This window comes from Rufibacter immobilis (assembly GCF_003721565.1).
Classification (GTDB): Bacteria; Bacteroidota; Bacteroidia; order Cytophagales; family Hymenobacteraceae; genus Nibribacter; species Nibribacter immobilis.
The window spans coordinates 353,994-370,608 of record NZ_RJJE01000017.1; the positions used below are offsets into that span (position 1 = coordinate 353,994).

Annotated in this window: 19 protein-coding genes; 13 read left to right on the forward strand and 6 right to left on the reverse strand. The window is 50.5% G+C overall.

Annotated elements, in window-relative coordinates:
* The first annotated feature begins 3 nt into the window (after nt 1–3).
* The 10 genes from EFA69_RS14270 (at nt 4) to EFA69_RS14315 (ending at nt 5,907) form a co-directional block, all read left to right on the forward strand.
* Complete coding sequence (locus EFA69_RS14270; protein ID WP_148041366.1) at nt 4–507, forward strand: DUF3805 domain-containing protein; 504 nt, start codon at nt 4–6, stop codon at nt 505–507.
* Between the two features lie 79 nt (nt 508–586).
* Nucleotides 587–1,093: a hypothetical protein gene (locus EFA69_RS14275; RefSeq protein WP_123133780.1), complete on the forward strand. Its 507-nt coding sequence runs from the start codon at nt 587–589 to the stop codon at nt 1,091–1,093.
* Nucleotides 1,094–1,246: 153 nt separating this feature from the next.
* Nucleotides 1,247–1,705, forward strand: a complete 459-nt coding sequence (locus EFA69_RS14280) for a GNAT family N-acetyltransferase (RefSeq protein WP_123134851.1) — start codon at nt 1,247–1,249, stop codon at nt 1,703–1,705.
* A 364-nt stretch (nt 1,706–2,069) separates the two neighbouring features.
* Nucleotides 2,070–2,708 (forward strand): hypothetical protein, encoded by a 639-nt coding sequence (locus EFA69_RS14285; protein ID WP_148041367.1) that lies wholly within the window; start codon nt 2,070–2,072, stop codon nt 2,706–2,708.
* A gap of 424 nt (nt 2,709–3,132) precedes the next feature.
* The gene (locus tag EFA69_RS14290; protein WP_148041368.1) at nt 3,133–3,585 is read left to right on the forward strand and encodes a hypothetical protein; all 453 of its coding nucleotides are present in this window, start codon (nt 3,133–3,135) and stop codon (nt 3,583–3,585) included.
* Nucleotides 3,586–3,615: 30 nt separating this feature from the next.
* Nucleotides 3,616–4,071, forward strand: a complete 456-nt coding sequence (locus EFA69_RS14295; protein ID WP_123133783.1) for a GNAT family N-acetyltransferase — start codon at nt 3,616–3,618, stop codon at nt 4,069–4,071.
* A gap of 84 nt (nt 4,072–4,155) precedes the next feature.
* The gene (locus EFA69_RS14300) at nt 4,156–4,536 is read left to right on the forward strand and encodes a PH domain-containing protein (protein ID WP_123133784.1); all 381 of its coding nucleotides are present in this window, start codon (nt 4,156–4,158) and stop codon (nt 4,534–4,536) included.
* Nucleotides 4,537–4,725: 189 nt separating this feature from the next.
* Nucleotides 4,726–5,112, forward strand: coding sequence for a methionine-R-sulfoxide reductase (locus EFA69_RS14305; RefSeq protein WP_123133785.1), 387 nt, complete (start codon nt 4,726–4,728; stop codon nt 5,110–5,112).
* A gap of 86 nt (nt 5,113–5,198) precedes the next feature.
* Nucleotides 5,199–5,576: an AAA family ATPase gene (locus tag EFA69_RS14310; RefSeq protein ID WP_245964591.1), complete on the forward strand. Its 378-nt coding sequence runs from the start codon at nt 5,199–5,201 to the stop codon at nt 5,574–5,576.
* A complete protein-coding gene (locus tag EFA69_RS14315) occupies nt 5,569–5,907 on the forward strand; it encodes a peptide-methionine (R)-S-oxide reductase (protein WP_123133787.1) in 339 nt (112 codons plus the stop codon). Before EFA69_RS14310 ends, EFA69_RS14315 begins: the two co-directional genes overlap by 8 nt.
* Nucleotides 5,908–6,182: 275 nt before the next feature.
* On the opposite strand, the gene EFA69_RS14320 is transcribed toward EFA69_RS14315, so the two are convergent.
* Nucleotides 6,183–6,866 (reverse strand): peptide-methionine (S)-S-oxide reductase MsrA, encoded by a 684-nt coding sequence (locus tag EFA69_RS14320; RefSeq protein WP_183906797.1) that lies wholly within the window; start codon nt 6,864–6,866, stop codon nt 6,183–6,185.
* Between the two features lie 121 nt (nt 6,867–6,987).
* Here EFA69_RS14320 and EFA69_RS14325 point away from each other — a divergent pair, with 121 nt between their 5' ends.
* A complete protein-coding gene (locus EFA69_RS14325; RefSeq protein ID WP_123133789.1) occupies nt 6,988–8,031 on the forward strand; it encodes a flavin reductase family protein in 1,044 nt (347 codons plus the stop codon).
* A gap of 87 nt (nt 8,032–8,118) precedes the next feature.
* Here the strand turns inward: EFA69_RS14325 and EFA69_RS14330 are convergent, their stop codons facing one another.
* The 3 genes from EFA69_RS14330 to EFA69_RS14340 all read right to left on the reverse strand — a co-directional run bounded on the left by EFA69_RS14330 (nt 8,119) and on the right by EFA69_RS14340 (nt 12,513).
* Complete coding sequence (locus EFA69_RS14330) at nt 8,119–8,577, reverse strand: hypothetical protein (RefSeq protein ID WP_123133790.1); 459 nt, start codon at nt 8,575–8,577, stop codon at nt 8,119–8,121.
* Nucleotides 8,578–8,727: 150 nt separating this feature from the next.
* Entirely contained in the window at nt 8,728–11,196 is a 2,469-nt protein-coding gene (locus EFA69_RS14335) for a S9 family peptidase (protein ID WP_123133791.1), read from the reverse strand.
* A 144-nt stretch (nt 11,197–11,340) separates the two neighbouring features.
* Nucleotides 11,341–12,513, reverse strand: coding sequence for a transglutaminase domain-containing protein (locus EFA69_RS14340; RefSeq protein ID WP_123133792.1), 1,173 nt, complete (start codon nt 12,511–12,513; stop codon nt 11,341–11,343).
* 155 nt (nt 12,514–12,668) lie between these two features.
* Between EFA69_RS14340 and EFA69_RS14345 the strand changes: the two genes are divergently transcribed.
* Both EFA69_RS14345 and EFA69_RS14350 read left to right on the forward strand, forming a co-directional pair.
* Nucleotides 12,669–12,947 (forward strand): hypothetical protein, encoded by a 279-nt coding sequence (locus tag EFA69_RS14345; protein ID WP_123133793.1) that lies wholly within the window; start codon nt 12,669–12,671, stop codon nt 12,945–12,947.
* 191 nt (nt 12,948–13,138) lie between these two features.
* A complete protein-coding gene (locus EFA69_RS14350) occupies nt 13,139–13,507 on the forward strand; it encodes a hypothetical protein (protein WP_123133794.1) in 369 nt (122 codons plus the stop codon).
* A 90-nt stretch (nt 13,508–13,597) separates the two neighbouring features.
* Here EFA69_RS14350 and EFA69_RS14355 read toward each other — a convergent pair whose 3' ends face one another.
* On the reverse strand, nt 13,598–14,356 hold the full coding sequence (locus EFA69_RS14355) for an MBL fold metallo-hydrolase (protein WP_123133795.1): 759 nt from the start codon (nt 14,354–14,356) through the stop codon (nt 13,598–13,600).
* A 160-nt stretch (nt 14,357–14,516) separates the two neighbouring features.
* Entirely contained in the window at nt 14,517–16,436 is a 1,920-nt protein-coding gene (locus tag EFA69_RS14360; protein WP_123133796.1) for a glycoside hydrolase family 2 protein, read from the reverse strand.
* Nucleotides 16,437–16,615 lie beyond the last annotated feature (179 nt).

Here is a 16,615-nt window from a genome sequence, read left to right on the forward strand (position 1 = left end):
TCAATGATGAAGAGAACCATTATATTTTTAGCAATAATTGTCTGCTGCTTTAGTTGCAACAATGAAACGGGTTATAAAGAATTTACCTCTGAGCAGGATTGGTTCACAATTCAACTGCCTGACAACTGGAGTGAGACTAAAGATAATGAAGGGACTTACATTTTCTATGATGAAGAAAACTGGAAAGGGACCTTCAGGATAACACCCATAAGATTAGACAGTAGGAAAGTAAAAGACACGGTTACTGATTTGCTGGCAAGACAACTTAAGGATAAAGCTTCTAAGGGAGCTAAAATGGTTAAAATTGGTGACTTTGACTGTGTTTTCTATAAAGAATACGTTCAAGAAACATCAGGAGAGGTGTTAATGTACAAATGGACATTAGGAAGCAGTAACACCGTTTTTCTGGTATCATACGCCACCAAGAAAGAAATAGAGGCAACAGAGTCACACCCTGAAGAGTTGAGGCAAGTTGAAAATGTGATAAAGTCACTACAAATAAAATAGAAACATCATACAACAACAGCTAAACGTCAGCCTCGGCCGACGGCCTAGCACGTTGTTTACACGAGGCCGTTAGGTAAAAATGAAGATAAGGAAAAGTCTGATATTAGTTCACTTTATTCCCTTTTTAACATGTCTGCCAATATTTGGTCAAACCTATTCCACAAAAGTTTCTGATATAGAAGTAATAAACTTTATCAACAGCCAAGCTAAAGGAAGTTATAGTCAAAAGATAAATAGTTGGAAATTGGAGGAGGTGTACCAGCCCGACTCCGTATTGGAAAAACTAAAGCCTAGGAAAAACTCGACACCTAGTGAAAAACGGATTAATTCTTTTACTTACGGTGTGGCACCACTACTTAATGACTTCCTAAATAAAACCGACTTTGAGTTCATTAAAGAGCAGATTGCTGGATTACAGGGTAAGGAATGGCAAACGGTAAAAGAAATTATGAAAACGAAAAAGCCAGAGCATAGCAAGGACGAGTACTTCATTTATTCTTTCCCTTTGTTCAGCAAAGACAAAAATTACGCAATAATGAAAACCGACTTCTATTGCGGCAATCTATGTGGTTGGTCGTGCATATAAGTATGCAAAAAAGCAGAAAATGGGCAATGGGAAAATCAGGGATGTTATTCTAAAAAAGTATATCATTAAAACATTTTGCCTAACAACAACTAAACGTCAGCTACGGCCGACGTTTAATTGTTTATACTAACCGTTACCTATACCGCAAAGCAAATGAAATACAGAGAAGCTAACATCAATGACATACAGCAAATACAACTTGTTAGGCATTCAGTAAAGGAGAATATTCTATCAAATCCAGACCTGGTGACAGATGATCACTGCAAAGAGTTTTTGACCCAGCGAGGAAAAGGTTGGGTTTGTGAAATAGATAGTTTGATAGTAGGATTTGCAATTGCAGATTTAAAGGACAACAATATTTGGGCTCTGTTTTTGAAGCCCGAAGTTGAAGGGAAAGGTATTGGTCGTCAGTTGCACGAGCTAATGCTGGATTGGTATTTTTCTCAAGGGAAGGAAAAGGTTTGGCTGGGCACATCACCAGGTACCCGGGCAGAGAAATTCTACAGAAAGATGGGCTGGACAGAAACAGGATTGCACGGTGATCGTGAAATCAAGTTTGAAATGACAAGAGAAGATTGGCTGGAAAGGAAGAATCAGCCAAAAGAAGCATAGAAGGGAACATTGCACCTAACCATGCCCATAGCTTAGGTGATCTTTACTGTTGGTTATAGGAGGCCTTAAAAGTAAAATAACTAGGCCTGTACCCTACCTGATATTCCTAAGAACGATTAGTTCCAAATAACTGTACTTATTTGGAATGGTAATTGCTGTTCTCCTTTTACCAATATTTCTCTATTTGCATTTGCTTTACTTTTTGGGAGAATTCTGCTCAGTAATATTACTGGCAGAATAAGCTAGCAGAAGGGAGGATGGGTTCAGGATTGAACGCTTTGCCTTGTGTCTTCCTCTGGTGTTACTGATATATAATGCTCATCTTCAAATAAATGAAAGTATACCCTTTATAAATCAATTTTATATGAAGAACTATTTATTTATACTGTTAATAACCATAGTTAGTTTACAAGTACATGGGCAGCGTATCCAAACTGACATCTTCAATGATCTTCAGTATGAGTCTAAGGGGCAAAAGTATAAGGCAACTTTAAAGAAAGACATCTTCGATAACCTGATATTTTCTGATAATAACAACAATGAAATCACCTATACAAAGAAATATCTTGATCTGAATCACAAAGGGTTAATAACCGATGAAGAAGCTAAATTAAGTTTCTTTGGGTACTTTATTAACAGATATAGCTCAGGGAGAGACTACAAAGCCAAATATGATGTAGATATTTTTGATAAAGTCATTGTTGAAGACAATAAGAACAACCGGGTAGAAATTGGAGAAGATATCTTCGGGAATTTTACCTATGAAGAGAATAGAAATAATTCAAAGTTATCTATCAAAAGAGACCTTTCCGGTAATTTAGAATTCAATTCAGAGAAAGAACAAGCTTCTCTAAGGAAAGATATATTCAATAAATGGAGTTATAAAGATAGTAGTGGCAACAACTTGGAATTCAGTAACAAGTCATGGAGAAAATTAATGCAGAGGCATGGAAGCGATGAAGAAGTCTTCTATTATTTAGTGAAAAAACTCCTCCTTTTTTAAATTCCATAGGCATAACTATTCTTAGTAAGGAGCCAAAAAAGGCTATACTGTACGTGAGGTAAGTTTTGCCCAAGGGTACAAAGCCATACTACAAAAAGGTAACGTAACTCCTACGCATGTAAGGATACGTGAGGTGAATACCCCAACATTTTGCTGTAACGCCCTTTTCGCAATGTTATAAGACCTTTAAATCACAGCCAAGCAACTATTTAGAAACTTCGCACCCCCAAGCTCTTTTTGGGTCGTCCTGAAACTACTTAAGAGTGATTTCTGGCACGGCGGCTAAAACAAAGCTTGTGTGGGAGGCTAGTTTTCAGTAAAATGCACTAGATTAACGCTTCATGCTCCTGTGGCGGGCCAAATTACTGTCCATGGGCCGTCTTCTGTCGCGGAATAATGGTTCCTGCGCGTTTTAGTGATACCAATGAATACCCTTTTAACAATTTTACTTTTCGCTTTCCCATCGGCGGGCCCGGCAGTACCACCAGCGCAAGAGCTACAGCAGTGGAAGAAATTAGATCAACAGGCTTTGGTGCAGATTTACGCGGCTCCGGAAGACAGCGTGAAACGCAAGAAGGGTTTGGAGAAACTATACACCAAAACGTTGATCTCCATGACCGACAGCGAGAAAGCGGGGGTACGGTGTTCTGCTTTTCTGGCGCTGGTAAAGCTGGACCATGAGATGGTGAAGGAGATTTTCCTGAAACACCTAGACGACGATGAGCGCCTGTTGTTTGGCGTTGTCTGGAGCCTCTTCGCCAATTATGAGCAGGTAAACCAGTTTATGCTGGAGCAATTGCACCCAGAAAACTCCAAGAGCAGCTATAGACTTACCAAGCAGGAATACGAGAAATACCGGAAGCAGATCTACCGGTAAAGAATCCCTGCGGTTTCCAAAGGCAATAACATGCAGAATGTAGGTATTAGAGTGTATAATGTAGTAGATAAGCCCCTGGTGCTGCATTTGCTGCGGTTGAACACCCCCACTTATTTTGCCCCCGAAGAGGAAAAGGACCTGCTTTATTACTTAGCGCACGAAGTAGAGGAATATTATGTATTGGAGTGTGATGGGGAAGTGATTGGGTGCGGAGGCGTCAACTATGACCAGAACCGCACAATAGGGAAAATAAGTTGGGATATACTGCATCCAGAACATCAGGGGAAAGGGTTGGGGAGTCTGCTGCTTTTGTACAGGATCAAGAATTTACGGGAGCAGCCCCAGGTAAAGCAGATCACCGTCAGGACCTCGCAGTTGGTGTATCTGTTTTATGAGAAGCATGGGTTTCAACTCAGGCAGATAACCAGAGATTATTGGTCACCGGGGTTTGACCTGTATCACATGGAGTACGAAGGTGCGTTGTGAAAGCTTCCGCGTTCACCCCAGGCGGCTACCTTAACACCAGAGTTTATACGTATCAGAGTATCCACCTCTTAAACATATTCATCTATGGGATTCTTTTCAGCCATTCTGGGGAATGCGGGTGCAGTAAGCCAGGAAACTTTATTGAAAGACTACGGCAAACTCTTAGCCCAGGGCGAAGAGATTGAGCTAGGCTTTAAACTGATCAGGGATACGTTCATGTTCACCTCCAAACGCCTCATCCTCATTGAGCGGCAGGGCCTCACCGGCAACAAAACCGAATACCTGTCGGTGTCTTACAAGAGCATTTCCCGGTTCAGCGTGGAAACGGCGGGCACTTTTGACCTGGATGCCGAACTCAAGATCTGGGTTTCCAGTGAGCTGGAGCCCAGCATCCGGAAGAAGTTCAACAAGTCAGTAGACGTATATGAGGTGCAGAAAGTGCTGGCCCTGCATGTATTACGGTAGCTAGCCCCCTGCCGCGCCATTGTTTTTAGAACCGCCACTTCCCCAAAGGAGTGGCAGTTGCGTTTAGCGGCTCTTTTTCCCAAATGAACGCCAAAACGCAAAGCGGAATTCTCCCTACTTTTGTGGTGTTCACTCCGTAGCAACGTGCCTGGCCTAAAACCAGTACAAGTACCCATAACTCTTATACCCATGGAAAACCAAGAGAAAAAATATAACGACCTCACCCCCGAAGAAGAATACGTGATCCTGCACAAAGGCACTGAGCGGCCCTTCACCGGTAAATTGTACACCGTAAAAGAAGCCGGTACCTATATCTGCCGCCGCTGCAATGCGCCCCTTTACCGCTCCGAGGACAAGTTCGAATCGCACTGCGGCTGGCCCAGCTTCGATGATGAGATTCCGGGTGCCGTGACCCGCGTACCGGACGCAGACGGAAGACGCACCGAGATCATCTGCTCTAACTGCGGCGGTCACCTGGGCCACGTGTTCCTGGGTGAGCGCTTCACGTCCAAAAACACCCGCCACTGCGTGAATTCCATTTCCATGGCGTTTGTGCCCGCCACAGACAAAGCCTAAGCCATAGGTTGGAAGCGGTTCTCTTCATAGGGCTGCAGGCATCTGGGAAGTCTACATTTTACAGACAGCGTTTTTTCAACTCCCACGTGCGCATCAGCTTAGATCTGCTACGTACCCGCAACCGGGAGCGGCAGTTCCTGAACGTGTGCCTGCAAACCAGTGCCAAGCTTGTGGTAGACAACACAAATCCTACCAGAGAAGACCGGGCCCGCTACCTGGAGCCTTGTAAAAAGCGGCGGTATAAGGTAGTAGGCTACTATTTCCAGACCTCGCTGCCAGACGCCCTGGCCCGCAACAACGCCCGCGAAGGAAAAGAAAAAGTAAAAGCCATTGCTTTGTATGATGTGCGCAAGAAGTTGCAGCCCCCGTCTTTTGACGAAGGGTTTGACCAGATCTTCAGCGTGCGCCTGCACGGCGATGGCTTTTTGGTGGAGGAATGGACCCAAGGGCAAGATCATGTTTGAGAACCGCCACATAGATTGGGAGCAGAACGCCCGGCAACAGCCCCAGGGCGAGTACATCTGTAGCCGCTGCGGCACCCCCTTGTTCGGGGCCCATCAGAAGTTCGATTCCAAAACCGGCTTCCCCAGTTTCTGGTCGCACTTGGGTGATCATGTACAGCAGCATCTGCTCAGCACCTACGGCCGTGACAGAATCCAGCTCCTTTGCCACAATTGCGGCCTGCACCTGGGCCACCTGTTCCAGGACGAGAGAACACCCACCCAAGTACGCTACTGCATCAACGCCGAGTCTATCCGGTTCAACCCAAGCCAACCGGAGGAAGGGGAGAAGTAGTGATTTATACCAATCCGGCTTAAGCCTAATTCGAGGGTATGTCCATTTAACTTAGGAGAGTGAACAGCCATTACCTATGCAAGCTACCGTGCGTTTAGGGGCGCTTTTTCTGAAAACGGCCCCTAAACGCACGGCTTTTCCTATCTTCCTTCGGCTATCGTAGCTATTTTGTTCCTGTACTGGGCTTTATTGGGCAGCAGTGTGTTTGCCTGGTTTAGGCGTAAATTTCAAAAAAGAGCCGCTAAACGGATTCTGTATTGTCGGCTACCTCTTGGTCAGGAACAATATATCTGTGTTTTAGCTGGGGTACTAGAGAGTAGCAATTGGATTGCTTCTGCCGTAAGGGTCAGGTTGGGAAGCAGTTGTTCCAACTTTTCCCTTGGCCAAAATCCGGCCAGATAGGCGTTTAAACGGGCAGCAGTGGTAGTTTGGTAGAATCGGGGCAAATTTGGATGAGTTAGTTCCAGTTCCTGGCGCAAGGCATGGTGGCGTTGCAGGTACCATTTCTGGTGCCGCGCTTCGGCGAAGTAAAAATGTTGGAAGGGCAGTACCAGCGTGTGTAGGGGCTGGTTGCGTTTCTGTTCCTCCGTGGCAATGCGTTGCCGGGCTGCGGCTTCCTGTTCCTCAGAATGGCAGAAGATGGCGGAAGTGTACTGCCGCTTCCAGGGGAGTTTGCCGGGGCTATGGTTGGAGAAGAACAGGTCCAGCAGTTGTTCAAAACTAATAGTTGCCGGATCGGTTACTAACTGTACGGTTTCCAGGTGCTGACCCAGATTCCAATAGGTGGGCGCGTCTGAATCACCGCCCGCATACCCCACGGCTGTCTGTAGAACGCCCTCCTGACCGCCAAACAGAGCGTCTGGTTTCCAGAAACAGCCCATGGCCAGGGTCACCAGCTGCGGACGAACGGCTGAAGTTTCCGTGGAATAAAAGGAGTATTCTGGTTCTGTAAACTGCATATTGGTATAACGTGAAAAGCAACGGCATCGGCACATTATTTCCCGTTGCCACGCTAGCAACAGTACCTCAACTTGCCGCCGCCTCTTTTACGTAGAAGAACTCCAGCACTAAGTATTGTACATGAATACACCTTACCTGTCTTTAACCATTACCCAGATTATTGAAGAGATTCCGGAGGTGAAGACCTTTGTGTTTGGGGGGGCAGATGCCCAAGCCATCCGGTATCAACCGGGGCAATACCTCACGTTGGTAGCCCATGATGCCCACGGCGAAGTGAGAAGGTCTTATTCCATCACGTCTGCCCCCGCGGCCGGAGAACTGCTCTCCATTGGCGTGAAACGGATAGAGAACGGCTTCCTTTCCAGACAGCTGATTGACCACGCCCGGGTAGGCGATACGGTGCAGACCATAGGGGCCGCCGGTTTCTTTACCTTACCAGAAGATCTCTCTGCTTACGGTCAGATCTTTTTCTGGGCGGCGGGCAGTGGCATTACACCTATTTACTCCCTTATCAAAACGCTGTTGCACACCCAGCCCAATCTGCCCATGGTGCTGGTATATAGCAACCACTCGCCCCAGACCACCATCTACCGGCAGGAATTGATCCAGTTGGCCATGCAATACCCGGCGCAACTCCAGGTCAGGTTTATTGACAGCGTGACGCCTAGATTAGCTGAGGCTCGTTTGCACAGGCAGTTGCTGGAAGATTTGGTCCGGCAGTATGCTGTTGTGTCTCCAGATGAAATATTATGTTATGTATGCGGCCCCGAGAACTACCGCCGGTTGTGCTTGTATGGGCTTCGGGAGGTAGGGGTGCCCGCTGATAACATCCGGCAGGAAACCTTCAGTACCACCAAAGTAGTCTCCAAAATTACGCCGCCAGACACAGCTCCCCATTCGGTGGAAATCCTGTACCAGGGGCAGGTGTACCCGTTGCAGGTGCAGTATCCAGACACCATTCTGCAAGCCGCCCGAAACGCGGGGCTTATGTTGCCCTACAGCTGTGAGGCGGGCCGCTGCGGGAACTGCGCGGCCACCTGTCTGGAGGGCAACGTCTGGATGTCTTATAACGAAGTACTCACCGACCGGGACCTAGCCCGCGGCCTGACGCTGACGTGTGTAGGATACCCGGTAGGAGGGGACGTGAAACTGGAGGTGCGGTAGAAACAATCGTTTTGGCCCTGTTTTCAGAAAAACGGCCGCTAAACCCAAACACGAAAAAGGCAGCCCTGGTTGAGGCTGCCTTTCCTGTTACTGCTGAGGATTTGTTTTCTGCGGAGAATCTTTGGAAGTGTTCTCCTTGTCTACGCGCAGGAGCCAGTCCATTGCCGTAGGCACGTCTTCAAACATCTTGATCTGGAATTGATCACTGATGCGCTGGTGCAACTGGTGGAAAGACATTTTGCCGTAAATGCCCGGGGCCAGCACCTGGGCCATGTATTGCAGACCCAGTTCCATCACCTTCGGGGTCCAGAACTGTACAATCCAATCATTGGCGATATCCCAGGGGCCAATTAGTTCTTTGTGGTCGTTCAGCAGCCGGGGACAAGGCTGCTGTTTCAGCATCTCAATGTAAAAGGTGCCTCCCTCCATCACGGTGTCCAAGCTCTGGATCCCAACCCACTGGGCATGGATATAGCTATTGTCTGCCGCCCGCTCCGCCACCAGAAACACGTCCCCGTTCGGCTTTTTCAATTCAGCTTTTGTCATAAGTTATGAGCATCAGCAGCACCACACTACCCGTCTTGCCACTGATGGTACTTTTAGTCTTTTGTCTAAAACTTGTCTGTTTTTATCGTAAAACTAAAAAAAGAGCCCAATGTTATGGCAAAGGGCTCTTTTTTTTCTGAAATCAGTCTATTATTTCATGGTTTGGGGCTGAGGTTTGTTTTTTACGTATTTCTCCAGCCACTGGTCCATTTCCCAAAGCATGTGCATGATAGACTCCTTGGCGCCATAGCCGTGGCTCTCAGCGGGCAGCACCACGTAGCGGGTGGTGGCGCCGTGTCCTTTGAGGGCATTGTAGAACCGCTCACTCTGGATAGGGAAGGTGCCGGAGTTGTTATCTGCCTCACCGTGGATGAGCAGGATAGGCGTCTTGATCTTGTTGGCGTAGTTGAACGGCGACATCTTGGCGTACACCTCAGGCGCTTGCCAGAACGTCCGTTCCTCGGCCTGGAACCCGAAGGGAGTTAACGTCCGGTTGTACGCGCCACTGCGGGCAATACCCGCAGCAAACAAGTCTGAGTGCGCCAGCAGGTTCGCGGTCATGAAGGCGCCGTATGAGTGACCGCCCACCCCTACACGGGTTGGATCTGCAATGCCCATCTTGGCAACCTCGTCAATGGCGGCTTTCGCGCTGGCTACCAATTGCTCTACGTACGTGTCATTGGGTTCAGCATCGCCTTCGCCCACAATCGGAATGTCGGTGCGGTCTAGTACGGCGTAGCCTCTGGTTACCCAGAACAGCGGAGAGCCGTAGCTTACGCGGGTAAATTCATACGGTGAGGTTTTCACCTGGCCGGCCGAGGCGGCATCTTTGAATTCGCGTGGGTAGGCCCACAGAAGCATGGGCAGGCGACCCTGCTCTTTCTTGTAGCCTTTTGGGGTGTAGAGGGTAGCCGTGAGCGTAACGCCGTCATTGCGCTTGTAGGTGAGCAACTGTTTCTGCACGCCAATCAACTCTGGTGAGGGGTGTGGGAACTTAGTCACCGCCGTGAGCTTTTTGGAGCCCACCTGGCGCAGGAAGTAGTTAGGCGGAGTGTTCTCAGACTCGCGGCGGGTAATGAAAACGCCTTTCTCCGCGTCCAGCAAATCAACGGGTCGCTCATAATAGGGAGCCTCTGACCGCCAGAGAATGTCTGCTTTCTTAGTGGCCAGGTTGAATTTGCTCAGGTACGGCCGGTTGCCCTGCGGCGAGCCACCCTCACTGATCATGTAAAGGTGCTGGCCAGCTTTATCGGTGAGGAGCACGCTGCGCCCGAACTGGTTTTTGGTCATCACCGGAGATCCTGGATCAGTATAGAGGTCTTCATAGGAACGTTCTACCAATACCACCGGTTCAGCGCCCGGCTGGCTGGGTTTAATGCGCAGTTGGCGCTCCTGGCGGGTTTTCCACCAGCGCTCGGTCACCAGCGCCAGGTCATTGTTCCCCCAGGTGATGCCGCTGTAGCGCAGTTTGGTGCCTACCAACGCCACCGGTTTCTGATTGAAAGGGGCAGCCTGCAAATAGACAATGTCTCTCACGGGAACGTCTTTCTTGTCATCGCCGCCGTCCTGGGCTTCTACCCAGTACAAGGTGGCGGGTTGGTCTGCGCGCCAGGCAACGTTGCGGGGGCCGGCGGCCACGGCATTAAACCCAACCGGAATGTTTTCTCCCAGCGGAATGTCAGCGATCTGTTTCACCATTTTGCCCTGGCGGTCCCACACCTCTACGGCGTAAGGAAACAGGTAAGACGGCACCAGGTAAGAGTACGGCCGGTGAGTGGTAGACACCAGTACATACTGCCCGTCTGGCGATACGTTAAACGACCGGATGATGCCCTGCGCACCCACCTTAGTCTGTTGCCCGTCCAAGGTAACCTGTACCAGTTGGCTCGTGAGGTAATAGTCAAAGAGGGCCTCGTCCTGGCGGTTCTTGAGCAGATCCTGGTAGGTGCGGGAAGGGGCGGTGCGGCCCAGGTTCTCCTGGATCACGGGTCCTACGGGAGTGGTGTTGGTTTTAGGCGCCTCACCGCGCGCAGTGTTCACCAGTTTCACCAGCAGTGATTTACTGTCCGGGGCCCACCCGAAGGCGTTGCCCCAGGCATCGTTCACGGTGGCCGCCGTGAGTTTGCGGGCCGAGCGCTCCTGCACGTTCACCACCCACAGCTCAATGCCGTTGTTGATGGTGTTGAGGAAGGCGATCTGCTTTTCATCCGGTGACCAGGTTACATCAGAGATCTTGGCATTGGCCGGCAAGCCCTGGATGCTGAATTCCTGGCCACCTTTCACTTTCTTGAACTTCAGGTTGTTGAAGGAAGAACCACGGCTGGTTCCGTTTACGGCAGGGTTAATGCGCAAGCCACCAATCCGGGCCTCGGGGGCGGCCACTTCCTCAATAGACGGATAGCCGGGACGCTCCATCAGCAGCATCCACTCGCCTTTGGAGTCAAACGTCACAGAAGGAGTAGCCGGGGCTTCAATGAGATTGGCAATGGATTCAGCGGGACGCTGGTAGGGGAGGTTGAGGTCTTTGGCACCCTGTGCCATGACCGCCGGACCAGAAAGGGAAAGGGCCAGCAACCAGACCGCCAGCCTTGAACGGTTGGAAATAACTGATTTATACATGTTTGCAGGTTTGGTGAGAGAATAGAGGGGCTAAGATACAAAACTTCCTGTATTTGCGTTTAGGGGCTCTTTTTCCAAAAACGGCCCCTAAACACAAATACAGGAAGCCTTAACCACGGTTACCTGCAACCTTAGAACCAAATGTTATTGGCGCTCGGCAATGGCTTGCCGGTAGAACAGCGTGTGCCGCCTGGCGGGCGCAGTGCTGAAATACACCTCCAGAAACTTTTCCTGCTTTTCTATCTCCTGTAAACCCTCGGCCACTTTCTGGTGTAGGCTCTGCACCGACAGGAGCAGAGAAGTATTGTCCAGCGGGTGCAGGCGCTGGAGCAGTTCTCGGGCTTCAGAGAAATATTTTTTATGACCGGTGATCTGCTGCCGTATGTCCTGCTCTCTCTTAGCGGTTTTAAACTGATTGTTTTTAAGCCGGATGAACCCATTTAATCCGTCAATGCCTTTATTATAAGCGCTCACGGCAGTGTTGAATAGATCTACCGCCTCATTCTTCCGGAATACAGCCAGGTTTTTCTTAGACTGGTTCAGTTGCTCCAACACCACTGGCGGGATAACTTTCTGGCTTTCCATTCTCCTGATGGCTCCCACCAATCTTGCTTTCTCTGCCGCAGACGCATAAGCCTTAAGCGTGTCTTTATAGGCGAAAACAGTTTTCGGCTTTAAGGTGGTTGGCGAGGACGATAAAAACTGCTGATAGGAAACGGGTTGTTCCAAAAGCTGCCACAGCGGGTCAAAAGGCATGTGCGTCTTGATCATCTCCGCAGGGGAAACCTTGAAGTGGCGGGGATTAAGCTTCTTTACAAAAACGCCATTCTCCACAAAACCAGCGCCCCAGGTAGGATCAAACAGATACCATTGGCCGTTTACCTGCGCTGCGCACCAGGCGTGGGTCATGGGTTTGGCCGTGCCTTTGGGCAGGATAAATCCCGTGATCAAGTGAGCCTGAATGTCGGTTTTGGTGCAGAGATCCAGAAAGACTTCGGCGTAGCCTTGGCAGAGGGCTTTTCGCGTAGCCATTGTCTGCCTGATCAGAGCCTCGCGCTCATAATAGAGGGGGGCGTTGGTGAAGGTTTTTACGTCATAGGCAATGTTGGAGACTAGCCAGAAGAAGATGGCGTGTACCTTATCTTCCTCGGTCTCGAGGTGGCTGTTCAGGTAGGTAGCCAAAGCCTGCGTGGTTTTAGTCTGGGCCGAGGGAATTGCCAACGCAGAAACCACCGGCGTAGCCTTGGCCGGAACGCTCTGCGCCTGTGCCTGCAGAACAAGGGGCAGGAAGAAAAAAAGGAAAAGCAGCCTGGGCATGCGGGTCTTTAAATAGGAAGTAGGAACATTACCTCAACAAGAAGCAGATACAGAACGTTTCTGGGTTTCTCTTTAAATATACACAGGATAACAGGTGCCGGAAAAGATTTGGCTCTATACTTGCAGCCTCTTTTGCAGATGTAACCAATGCGTATATGAAAAGACAGTTTGCTCCCATACTGCTGATGCTGGTACTGCTGGTAAGTGCCGCCAGTTGCTCCAGTTCCAGAACCACTACCAGTACTTCCAGAACTTCATCAGTGAAGCGGGTTTCCTCTGTGCGCAACCTGCCTCCGGGCCAGGCCAAGAAAATCTACGGTGAGCAGTCGGCCAAGGCTTTTGCCCCCGGGCAGCAGAAGAAACTATACAAGGCAGATGATCATCCCGGCAACGGGCACAAAGGCCGGAAGAAGGGCAAAGGAAAGAAACACTAAGTACCAGCTTCGGTCCTGAGGCTTGTTATGATTTCCGTTTAGGGGCTCTTTTTGGAAAAACAGCCCCTAAACAGCTGCCCCTTGGTGAGTTTCTGGCGCTGTACAAGCCGTTTCGCCAATAGCAAAAGATAACGGGGTCTAACCCGCTTTGCTCGCTTGCGTAAACAGGTACAGAACTAAACAGCAAGACTATGGCAACCAAAGACGAAGAGCAACTGGGTTCAAAATCCACGGGCAATATAAACGACGATTACCACCAGCGGAACGCGCCGGGCAACAGCCCAGACCCATCGGCGAAGCGCAATATTGGCCTGGGGGGCGACACCGAACGCAACGACCAGAAAGACCGCCTGGAGAACCTGCACATTGGCGGGAACGAGATCACCGGTTACGGCGCTAACGACCCTAACAGCAAGGAATCTGATACTCAAGGGCCCGGTTTTGAGTACGAGGGTAGTTATCAGGCCATGGGCGGCAGCGCCGACGGTGTACGCATGCACGACCAGCCGCTGGACAGCAAAGACACCGATGAAGAGGAAACCGATTATAACCGCTTATAAAGAAAGAACCAAGAGAGCGCAAGGTTCTCCGTAACAAAAAGGGTTGCTGTGTGTACAGCAACCCTTTTTATTTTAATAGTCTTAATCATATTACTCAGTGGGGTACCACTGCCGGAGGCGCACATCTATCTTTTTCTTACCGGCTTCTACCTTGGTTTTGAAAGCGTTCACGTCACTGAGGCCGTTCTGACCCCGGTAATGGTAAGGGTACACCACTTTGGGTTTGAAAGCGAGCACGGCAGAGGCGGCCTGGTCAATGTCCATGGTGTAGGGCAGGTTCATGCAGACAAAGGCCACGTCAATGTTCTTGAGGGCACGCATTTCCGGAATATCTTCAGTGTCTCCGGACAGGTAGAGGTGCTTGTTGCCCAGATTCAGGACATACCCGTTTCCCCGGCCTTTGGGATGGCGGCTGTCGGCGGTTTCGGGCAGGTTGTACATGGGAATGGCTGTGATTTCAATTTCGTGCTGTTTCGTTTTTGACCCATTGGTGAGCACTATTGCCTTGGGTTTCATGGATGGGGGCAGTTGGTCTACCACCGCCTGCGGGGCTACAATGGTGGCGTTGCTTACGGGCAGGGCTTGCAGCGTTTTAAGGTCCAGGTGATCGCCGTGGATGTCGGTGATCAGGATCAGATCCGGGGTCGACTGATTCGTGTACAGCGCCGCGCCGCCGTAAGGGTCTACCCAAATGGTCTTGTTGTTCCATTTCAGAACCACAGAACCGTGCGTAATGGGCTGGATGGTTAGATCACCTTTGTCGGTTTTTACTTGGTCTGGGGTGGCTAAAGTCTGTGCCCCGGCCGCGTACGTGCCCAGGCATAAAAGAAAGAGCAAAAGTTTTTTCATAGATGACAATTAGGTTTGGTGCTGATGAAGGTAAGACAAGAAGGCGGAACAATTGTTTTACTGAAGGGAGAATTAATGACTAACCCTCCGGAGGAAAGTTTGCGTTTAGGGGCCGTTTTTCCAAAAACAGCCCCTAAACGCAAACTTTCCTCCGGGTGCGTTAGCCGTTCTTTTGATCGTCGTTTCTTTCCACAAAGTCTCTGGTGCTGAGCAAGCCGGGCGGAACAGACAGCTCGCCGGTGTGGAAGTCAATGAGGCCGTTTTTCTCTTCCTCAATATTGGTGGCCTGGGTGTACACATCGCCGGCAATGCGGCGCTTGCGGAGCTCTTTCTTGAACGCCCTGATCTGCTCCGTGCGCTCTTCAGAGCTTTTGGGCCCGCCATAGTCAGAGAACCCAAAGCCTCCCCACTCGCTCACAATGACCGGCGTTTGCCCGCGGTAGAAGTACTGGTCACCAATCACGAGCGGCAGCACGGCCACGCCCTCCATCTCGCCGGCGGTGAGTTTGTCCAGCAGGATTTTCCACTGGTCCAGTTCAGGCGTGTACAAGTGGGCCGTGAGCATGTCTGACTTGAGTTTGCCCTCATAGGAAATGTGCTGCCAGCCGTCATTGTCCACCACCAGGAACTGCGGATACCTGATCTTCATGAAATGGAACACCTCCATGATGTAGGCGCGGGTTTCCGGGTTAGTGGCAATATCCTGGGCACCCCAGTCTTCGTTGTACAGACTCCAGATGATGACCGAAGGATTCGTTTCAATGAGCGCCAGCATGCGCATGAGCTCCAGGCGGTGGTTTTCGCGGCTGCGTTTGGTGGAGGAGTGGGGGCTGGGCACTTCCACCCACAGCAGCAGCCCCATCTCATCGGCCAGGTTATAAATGCGGGGGTCAATACCGGCAATGTGTACGCGCACCAGATTGCAGCCCAGTTCTTTCATGGCGTACATGTGGCGCTTCATCTCGTCATAGGTGGCGGTGCCGGGCTGGTACAGAATACCGTCCAGGTAGATCTCCTGGTTATTGAGATAAAGATGGCGGCCCCGGGCTTCAATTTTGCGCAACCCGAAGTGCCCTTCAATCTCGGCGGAGTAGCCGCTGGCATCTATGAGCTGTGCCACAAACCGGTACAGGTGCGGATTTTCCGGGCACCAGAGTTCGGCGTTGGGCACTTCTATGACCACGTACTGCGATTTCTGCCCTGCTTCCAGTTTCAACGGATAGTCTGAAGTGGCCAGAGGCACGGCATTGTCGCCGCCGTCACGCTCGTAGATGTTCAGCCGGAGGGTGTATTGGCCGGGGTCCTGAATTCTGGTGGTGAAGTTGAACCGAACCAGCGAGTCTTCAATGAGCCCCTGCACGCCCACCCGGGAACGCAGACGGTTACGCTCCACCGTTTCCAGCCAGACGCTGCGCACTGCCCCGGCGTAAGTTTGGTACCAGATGCCGCCCCGTTTATACACATGCGATTCCTGCTTGCCGCGGGGTACCTCGGCATCCATGCTGTGCGAGATGCGCACCGTGAGCCAATTGACCGGCAGCAGGTGGTCTTCGTTTATCTCAAAGGAGAAAGAGTTATACTCGCCGTAATGCACCTCGCCGCCTTCAATATCGGTGAGGAGGCGGCCGTTGAGCCACACGCGGGTTTCATAACCGCAGGCGCCAAACGTGATTTGGTAGATGCGTTTGCCGCCGCTTTCCAGTTTTTCTGGGCGGGTGAACTCACGCTCATACCAGGCAATCACTTTGTCTTGCCAGGCCGGTGTTTGCAGCTCGTCTTTGTTTTGGGCCATGTGTTCTTCCACGGAGCCGGGCCAGTTGGCAGTGTGCGGATACTTGTAGCCCAGATACCAGGCTTCGCGTAGGCCTCGGTCGTCCTGGTCCAGGGAGAACTTCCACTCGCCGTCCAGCAGGGAATAAGTGTTGGGCCTAAGTACCACCCGGGGCAGGGGGTTCTCTGTGCTTCTGGGGGAACCGGCGCCGCCGTCTGCCTCCACCTCTCTGGGCTCCTGGATTTTTTTGACCGCGGTAGATTCCTCAAAACTCTCTGTAACGCTCAGGTTAGGATGTGTAGAACTCATAGTATGATGATGTTTTTGCGTGGCGTCTATGTTTCCTGTCTTTAACGAAGATTTTTTCCAGGAGGGTTGGGTTCTGGCCAAATGAATATCTGCCTTACTGCCGGAGCCACGAATTCTGCCTTTCATGCAGTACATCCGTCACAAAAAGTAAATGTGCGTTTAGGGGCTCTTTTTCCTGA

What these genes read in the sequence shown, in the direction of transcription:
- EFA69_RS14270 (WP_148041366.1), top strand. Translation starts at nt 4, where the DNA reads ATGATGAAGAGAACCATTATATTTTTAGCAATAATTGTCTGCTGCTTT.
- EFA69_RS14275 (WP_123133780.1), top strand. Translation starts at nt 587, where the DNA reads ATGAAGATAAGGAAAAGTCTGATATTAGTTCACTTTATTCCCTTTTTA.
- EFA69_RS14280 (WP_123134851.1), top strand. Translation starts at nt 1,247, where the DNA reads ATGAAATACAGAGAAGCTAACATCAATGACATACAGCAAATACAACTT.
- EFA69_RS14285 (WP_148041367.1), top strand. Translation starts at nt 2,070, where the DNA reads ATGAAGAACTATTTATTTATACTGTTAATAACCATAGTTAGTTTACAA.
- EFA69_RS14290 (WP_148041368.1), top strand. Translation starts at nt 3,133, where the DNA reads ATGAATACCCTTTTAACAATTTTACTTTTCGCTTTCCCATCGGCGGGC.
- EFA69_RS14295 (WP_123133783.1), top strand. Translation starts at nt 3,616, where the DNA reads ATGCAGAATGTAGGTATTAGAGTGTATAATGTAGTAGATAAGCCCCTG.
- EFA69_RS14300 (WP_123133784.1), top strand. Translation starts at nt 4,156, where the DNA reads ATGGGATTCTTTTCAGCCATTCTGGGGAATGCGGGTGCAGTAAGCCAG.
- EFA69_RS14305 (WP_123133785.1), top strand. Translation starts at nt 4,726, where the DNA reads ATGGAAAACCAAGAGAAAAAATATAACGACCTCACCCCCGAAGAAGAA.
- EFA69_RS14315 (WP_123133787.1), top strand. Translation starts at nt 5,569, where the DNA reads ATGTTTGAGAACCGCCACATAGATTGGGAGCAGAACGCCCGGCAACAG.
- EFA69_RS14320 (WP_183906797.1), bottom strand. Translation starts at nt 6,866, where the DNA reads ATGCAGTTTACAGAACCAGAATACTCCTTTTATTCCACGGAAACTTCA.
- EFA69_RS14325 (WP_123133789.1), top strand. Translation starts at nt 6,988, where the DNA reads ATGAATACACCTTACCTGTCTTTAACCATTACCCAGATTATTGAAGAG.
- EFA69_RS14330 (WP_123133790.1), bottom strand. Translation starts at nt 8,577, where the DNA reads ATGACAAAAGCTGAATTGAAAAAGCCGAACGGGGACGTGTTTCTGGTG.
- EFA69_RS14335 (WP_123133791.1), bottom strand. Translation starts at nt 11,196, where the DNA reads ATGTATAAATCAGTTATTTCCAACCGTTCAAGGCTGGCGGTCTGGTTG.
- EFA69_RS14340 (WP_123133792.1), bottom strand. Translation starts at nt 12,513, where the DNA reads ATGCCCAGGCTGCTTTTCCTTTTTTTCTTCCTGCCCCTTGTTCTGCAG.
- EFA69_RS14345 (WP_123133793.1), top strand. Translation starts at nt 12,669, where the DNA reads ATGAAAAGACAGTTTGCTCCCATACTGCTGATGCTGGTACTGCTGGTA.
- EFA69_RS14350 (WP_123133794.1), top strand. Translation starts at nt 13,139, where the DNA reads ATGGCAACCAAAGACGAAGAGCAACTGGGTTCAAAATCCACGGGCAAT.
- EFA69_RS14355 (WP_123133795.1), bottom strand. Translation starts at nt 14,356, where the DNA reads ATGAAAAAACTTTTGCTCTTTCTTTTATGCCTGGGCACGTACGCGGCC.
- EFA69_RS14360 (WP_123133796.1), bottom strand. Translation starts at nt 16,436, where the DNA reads ATGAGTTCTACACATCCTAACCTGAGCGTTACAGAGAGTTTTGAGGAA.